Annotated in this window: 9 protein-coding genes and 1 pseudogene; 4 read left to right on the top strand and 6 right to left on the bottom strand. The window is 34.7% G+C overall.

Features of this window, described 5'->3' with window-relative positions:
• Window positions 1–19: 19 nt before the first annotated feature.
• Window positions 20–253 carry a hypothetical protein gene (locus ACFIMC_RS00075; RefSeq protein ID WP_375672241.1) on the bottom strand — a complete coding sequence of 78 codons (234 nt, stop codon included), beginning with the start codon at window positions 251–253 and terminating at the stop codon, window positions 20–22.
• A 362-nt stretch (window positions 254–615) separates the two neighbouring features.
• Between ACFIMC_RS00075 and ACFIMC_RS00070 the strand changes: the two genes are divergently transcribed.
• Entirely contained in the window at window positions 616–1227 is a 612-nt protein-coding gene (locus tag ACFIMC_RS00070; RefSeq protein WP_375668721.1) for a hypothetical protein, read from the top strand.
• A gap of 32 nt (window positions 1228–1259) precedes the next feature.
• Window positions 1260–1556 (top strand): hypothetical protein, encoded by a 297-nt coding sequence (locus ACFIMC_RS00065; RefSeq protein ID WP_375672239.1) that lies wholly within the window; start codon window positions 1260–1262, stop codon window positions 1554–1556.
• Between the two features lie 192 nt (window positions 1557–1748).
• Here ACFIMC_RS00065 and ACFIMC_RS00060 read toward each other — a convergent pair whose 3' ends face one another.
• The 4 genes from ACFIMC_RS00060 to ssb form a co-directional block, all read right to left on the bottom strand.
• A complete protein-coding gene (locus tag ACFIMC_RS00060) occupies window positions 1749–2081 on the bottom strand; it encodes a type II toxin-antitoxin system PemK/MazF family toxin (protein ID WP_375668723.1) in 333 nt (110 codons plus the stop codon).
• Window positions 2081–2338, bottom strand: a complete 258-nt coding sequence (locus ACFIMC_RS00055) for an AbrB/MazE/SpoVT family DNA-binding domain-containing protein (RefSeq protein ID WP_375624257.1) — start codon at window positions 2336–2338, stop codon at window positions 2081–2083. The genes ACFIMC_RS00060 and ACFIMC_RS00055 overlap by 1 nt, the downstream gene beginning before the upstream one ends.
• A gap of 96 nt (window positions 2339–2434) precedes the next feature.
• Window positions 2435–2929: a hypothetical protein gene (locus tag ACFIMC_RS00050; protein ID WP_375668724.1), complete on the bottom strand. Its 495-nt coding sequence runs from the start codon at window positions 2927–2929 to the stop codon at window positions 2435–2437.
• A 53-nt stretch (window positions 2930–2982) separates the two neighbouring features.
• Window positions 2983–3426 (bottom strand): single-stranded DNA-binding protein, encoded by a 444-nt coding sequence (gene ssb / locus ACFIMC_RS00045; RefSeq protein ID WP_375680827.1) that lies wholly within the window; start codon window positions 3424–3426, stop codon window positions 2983–2985.
• 185 nt (window positions 3427–3611) lie between these two features.
• Here ssb and ACFIMC_RS00040 point away from each other — a divergent pair, with 185 nt between their 5' ends.
• Both ACFIMC_RS00040 and ACFIMC_RS00035 read left to right on the top strand, forming a co-directional pair.
• A complete protein-coding gene (locus tag ACFIMC_RS00040) occupies window positions 3612–3893 on the top strand; it encodes a type II toxin-antitoxin system RelE/ParE family toxin (RefSeq protein ID WP_252619286.1) in 282 nt (93 codons plus the stop codon).
• A 16-nt stretch (window positions 3894–3909) separates the two neighbouring features.
• Window positions 3910–4203: a HigA family addiction module antitoxin gene (locus ACFIMC_RS00035; RefSeq protein ID WP_004856691.1), complete on the top strand. Its 294-nt coding sequence runs from the start codon at window positions 3910–3912 to the stop codon at window positions 4201–4203.
• A gap of 49 nt (window positions 4204–4252) precedes the next feature.
• Here ACFIMC_RS00035 and ACFIMC_RS00030 read toward each other — a convergent pair.
• Window positions 4253–4527 (bottom strand): annotated as a pseudogene (locus tag ACFIMC_RS00030) (hypothetical protein).
• Window positions 4528–4849: the final 322 nt, after the last annotated feature.

Here is a 4849-nt window from a genome sequence, read left to right as displayed (position 1 = left end):
TTACATCATGATTTGCTTTTTATGGTCTATTCATACATGCCAATCTTATATAAAAAATGGTCAAATGAATCATGCATAAAAGGATGGATTCTTGAGTGGATTCATATAAAATAATTACGCTCAACATATTGACTTTATTGTGTTTTTTATGATAATATCTTTCCAAATAAGAAATCAAACCATCCTTGCCAATTTTATTCTCAGCAGCCTTAACCACTGCTTCTTTTAAAATGCGCGTCACTTTATTTGGCACGCCCTTGACCTGCCTTTGGGGGCGTTTTTTTTTGCAAGTTTTTCAGTGGTTTTCATGTGTGTTTCTTTTTGTAAACAAGACAATAAAAAAAACCGCAAAAGCAGGGCTCTGAACAATCATATGAACTTATAAGAAAGGTTATACCTTTACTGTAATTCTAGAGACAATTCGACTAGTACAGCAACGCCATAAAACACTATTTTTCATATCCTGTCAACAAAAAAATCACTATATTGTGTATTTTTTATTTTTTCACCTAAATCTAGTGTCTTTAACAACCAACCACTCACAATTGTATTATCTAAACGAATTAATTATACGGAAACGCTAAATTATTGATTAGCAAAAAGTGGGGGGAATTAATGTTATTTTTCAAAAAAGCTGCTTTATGCAGAATTAAAAAGACATTTACAAAAATATTTGTATTCAAAAAGAACATATTAACGATTGCGTTTTTTATGGCATATCTTTTGCCAACGGCACATGGTTATGCTAGTATAAATGAATTATTTTGTTCTAAAATAATTGAAAAACTGAACCTAGAAAAAGATGCAAAAGAAAATGCGGAAAGGAGATGGAATGACACACAGAAGTTTCTAGAAATCACCCTCAATGAGTGGGAAATAATAGCTCAAGAACAGGATGCCCTCACTATAAAACTACTCAATATGAGTCCAAGACAGGATCAACAAAAGAATTATGGATTGTACACTATAATTCATACACGAAATAAAGCAATCAAAGCAAGACATGAGACAATACAATCCATTTTTAGCCTTGTTCAAAAGCGGCACATAGCGCTTCAAGCCATGGCAAAAGCATCTAAGTCTAAACACACATCTGATGTGTTGAATTATGAGGCACAATTTTTTGAACTTCATCAGAATATTGAAAAAGTAAATAACATGATTGATGCACTAAGCAATGAAATTGATAAGATGGATCACCTTATTAAGAAAACTCTTAATCTTTAATATATACTTAAACTCCAGCCATAAAAGAAATAATGAATTATTTATCAGCAAAAAAAATAAGTTACTTATTAATCATATTAATCAGTGTGCTTTTTCTTACCAACTGCGGACAAAAATCAGATGCAGATGAGAACCGCATTCCAAATAACCTAGCTGATGCAGTTGATATGTTTGATGTTGGTCCTCGAAATTTATATGATCTTCCAAACGAAGTGCTCGAAAAATTTGATATTAATCGATACAATCTATGTAAAATGTTAAAACAGCAACATAAAGATTACTATGGTTATGATAAATTTCAAGATGTTGATTGTAATAGCTATAAGTGAAGAATAAAAATACTAAAAATCATAAAACAAAACAAATACTTCATATCTTTCTTATTTTTAGAAACAAAAAGAGGCACTTCTGCGTACAATAGAATGAATTATTTTCCTTAGTCTTTTACAAGGCGTTATACAGAGAAACGTTTCGCGTCACATTGCTTACTTTAGCATCGTTCTTAAAAATGCATAAAAAAACTATGTTAGAAATGTTGATAGCTTGGCAAGCACTTCATTCATAATCATGGGGGGAACTGTTTCCATTTTCCTTCCCTGACGCACTGCTATATCGAGAGCTCGTGGTTGATCACAACGTATCACACCTGTGGTATGTAATCCTGTTCCTGCTAATGAAACAGCAAACCCTGCTGTTCTTGCAAAATTTCCTCCGCTTGTAATAGGCAAGACAATAGGTGTTTTCGTGACACGATTAAACGCCTCTGGTGATACAATCAATACCGGACGCGTTCCTTTTTGTTCATAACCCGAAGATGGGTCAAGTGATACAAACCAAATTTCGCCCCGCTTCATTACAAGAGCTCTCTGCCAACAGGCTTGGCATCAAACCACTCCATATCACCATCCGCAAAATCATCTGAAGGATTACATTGCGCTAACAATTCTTCAAGAGTATAGCTAGGGAATGCCTGTGGTTTTACAACCAATTGTCCATTGTCAATAGCCAGACCCACTTGCGTGTTTTCAGAAAGATGAAGAACATCAAGCAATGCGGGCGGTATAGAGAGCATAACAGACCCTCCAACTTTACGTAATTTTGTTGTGTGCATAAAACACTCCCTTTAATATTATATAAAAATATAACATTCTAATGCATATTCTTCAAGAGCTTTTCATGCTGTTATGGAAAAAGAACAATAAAACATTTACCATTTAGTTTTTCTGTCAAAATATTTATGAAGCGCGTTAAGAGCGACCCGCAATGAATTCACAAGATGTGGTAATGTTTGGTCTTCAACAACAATATATTGTATTGATGCATAAAGATTATACTGTCTATAGAGATGTTGTGTTTCTTTTATCGCCTCTTGCATATTAGAAAACTGTCCTGTTGCAAATTCAACCCATTTTTCTCTTGCTTTGTCATCAGAAGATGATGGTATTTCGTCATAAACAGCGCTTGGTAAACCTTTTGCACACAAATAGTCATTTTTCACTTCAAGATATTTTTGCGCAGCATCATACTGGTCTTGAGTAAGCACACCTTGCAAACAAAGCCGCCCAACATAAGTACCAGCAAGCGGATTTTTAGCCTCTTCTATGGTCAAGCAGAAGCGTTTAGCACGCATTTCAATTGCCAATTGATTAACAGGATCTTGACGTACTTTCACTTGTGAAATGTAAGCATCTTTCTTCTTCATACATCCCCTAATCTGTGGGAGCCCACATGTTTCTCTTTGCCATATTTTATCAATCAAAATGGTATGCTGTCATTAAGAGATGCACTATGATCAGCAGCACCTGAAGCGATAGCATAATTTTGAGAAGTAACGGAAGAAGGGGCAGATTGATCTTTCTTTACATCAAGCAAATACAACTCGCCTTTGAATTGTGGTAAAATAATCTCTGTTGTGTAACGGTCATGCCCATTTTTATCTTGCCATTTGCGTGTCTGTAATTTGCCTTCTACGTAAACCTTTGAACCTTTGTTGAGGTATTGAAGTGCAATTTTTGCCAAATGTGGATTAAAAATCACCACGGAGTGCCATTCAGTTTTCTCTACTTTTTGATAAGTATTTTTATCCGTATAGCTTTCAGAAGTTGCCATACGATAATTGACTACTTCTGTTCCAGAATTCATTGTTTTGCTTTCGGGATCAGCACCTAAACGCCCGATTAACATCACTTTATTTAGCATGTTTTTTACCTTAAATTTGTATTTAAATATGTAAAAAATCTTAGCGTAATTTTATTATTTTTTCAATTATTTCAATGATATATTATTAATTATTAACATATAAAATTATGTTTAATATGCTCTTTGATAAATAATCAATTGACATAAATGCATGGTGTATAGTATCAAGTATCAAGAGGGTATATATGGCAATCGTTAGTTTTAAGCATAAAGGGTTGAAATTATTCTTTGAAAGAGGAGTCTGCAAAGGCATACAACCCGCGCATGCTAAAAAATTAGCAAACATTTTAGTAATTTTAGATACAATATCCGCGCCTGAACAAGTTACTCTTAAATCGTATCGTCTACATGCGCTTACGGGCGATTTAAAAGGTTACTGGTCAATGCGTGTCAATGGAAATTGGCGTGTTACTTTTCGTTTCATTGGGACAGACGTTGAACTGGTTGATTATCAAGATTACCATTGAGTTTTGAGGTGTTATTATGATGTACAATCCTCCACACCCTGGCGGCATTTTGAAAGAAGAATTGCTTGATGAATTAGGGTTAACAGTAACAGAAGCTGCAAATCGTCTTGGTGTTGCACGTTTAACTTTATCCCGCGTCTTAAACTGCCATGCGGCGATTAGCATTAATTTAGCTTTACGGTTAGAAAAAGCGGGTTTAAATGATGCGGAATTCTGGCTTAAATTGCAACAAAAGCATGATTTGTGGCAAGCTCGGCATAACAGCCCAATCCCACATATTTCACCTTTAGAGCAAGTAGGGCATCTTTAGAAATACTTAGCCCATCTTTCTTCACACCTAGAAGTCATGTTCTTTAAAATCAAGCAACTTCTGATAGTTTTTTTACGCCTTTATTGATCTCATCTATAAGAGGTTCGTAATTGAGAACGCTTTTCGGAATAGTACCCCCCATAAACCCATGCTTTTACTTGCGCTTTGGTACTAAAATNTTGTGCCATCTTCATATTCGTAGAGGTTGTAAAAATACTCCTCTGCTCCGTTCCCCCAAGGAACATAACCAACAGCTGTTGCAACAAACTCTTTTTGCATTGGTTGTTTACGCTTTTTTAAGAACAGGTCTTTTAATATTCTCATGTTTTTAGTCCATAATTTTACCAATTGGTCTATTTACCTTAAATTTGACCGTACAGAGCGTTTTATATTGTGGATACGTTTTCATCGTAAAATCTTTAATCGCTTTTTATGGTACCTTTTTGTCGATTTAAATGCATATCTAATCGTAACATGATCAGCACTTTTCACTATTTTGCTAACTTGCAATGTTTTTCATTGTTTCCCCAATGCCATTTAAAGTCTCTTCAAGCTCTTGCTTGTGAACAAGCGTTCAAGGCATTGATTTATAATCATAATCTAGCGTTATTCATATTGAATGAGAACCCTGAATAACGTAAGATTC

Source organism: Bartonella sp. AP21QHHD (assembly GCF_042196205.1).
GTDB lineage: Bacteria > Pseudomonadota > Alphaproteobacteria > Rhizobiales > Rhizobiaceae > Bartonella.
The sequence above is the reverse complement of the archived record's forward strand: the minus strand, read 5'-3'. Positions and strand labels throughout refer to the sequence as shown.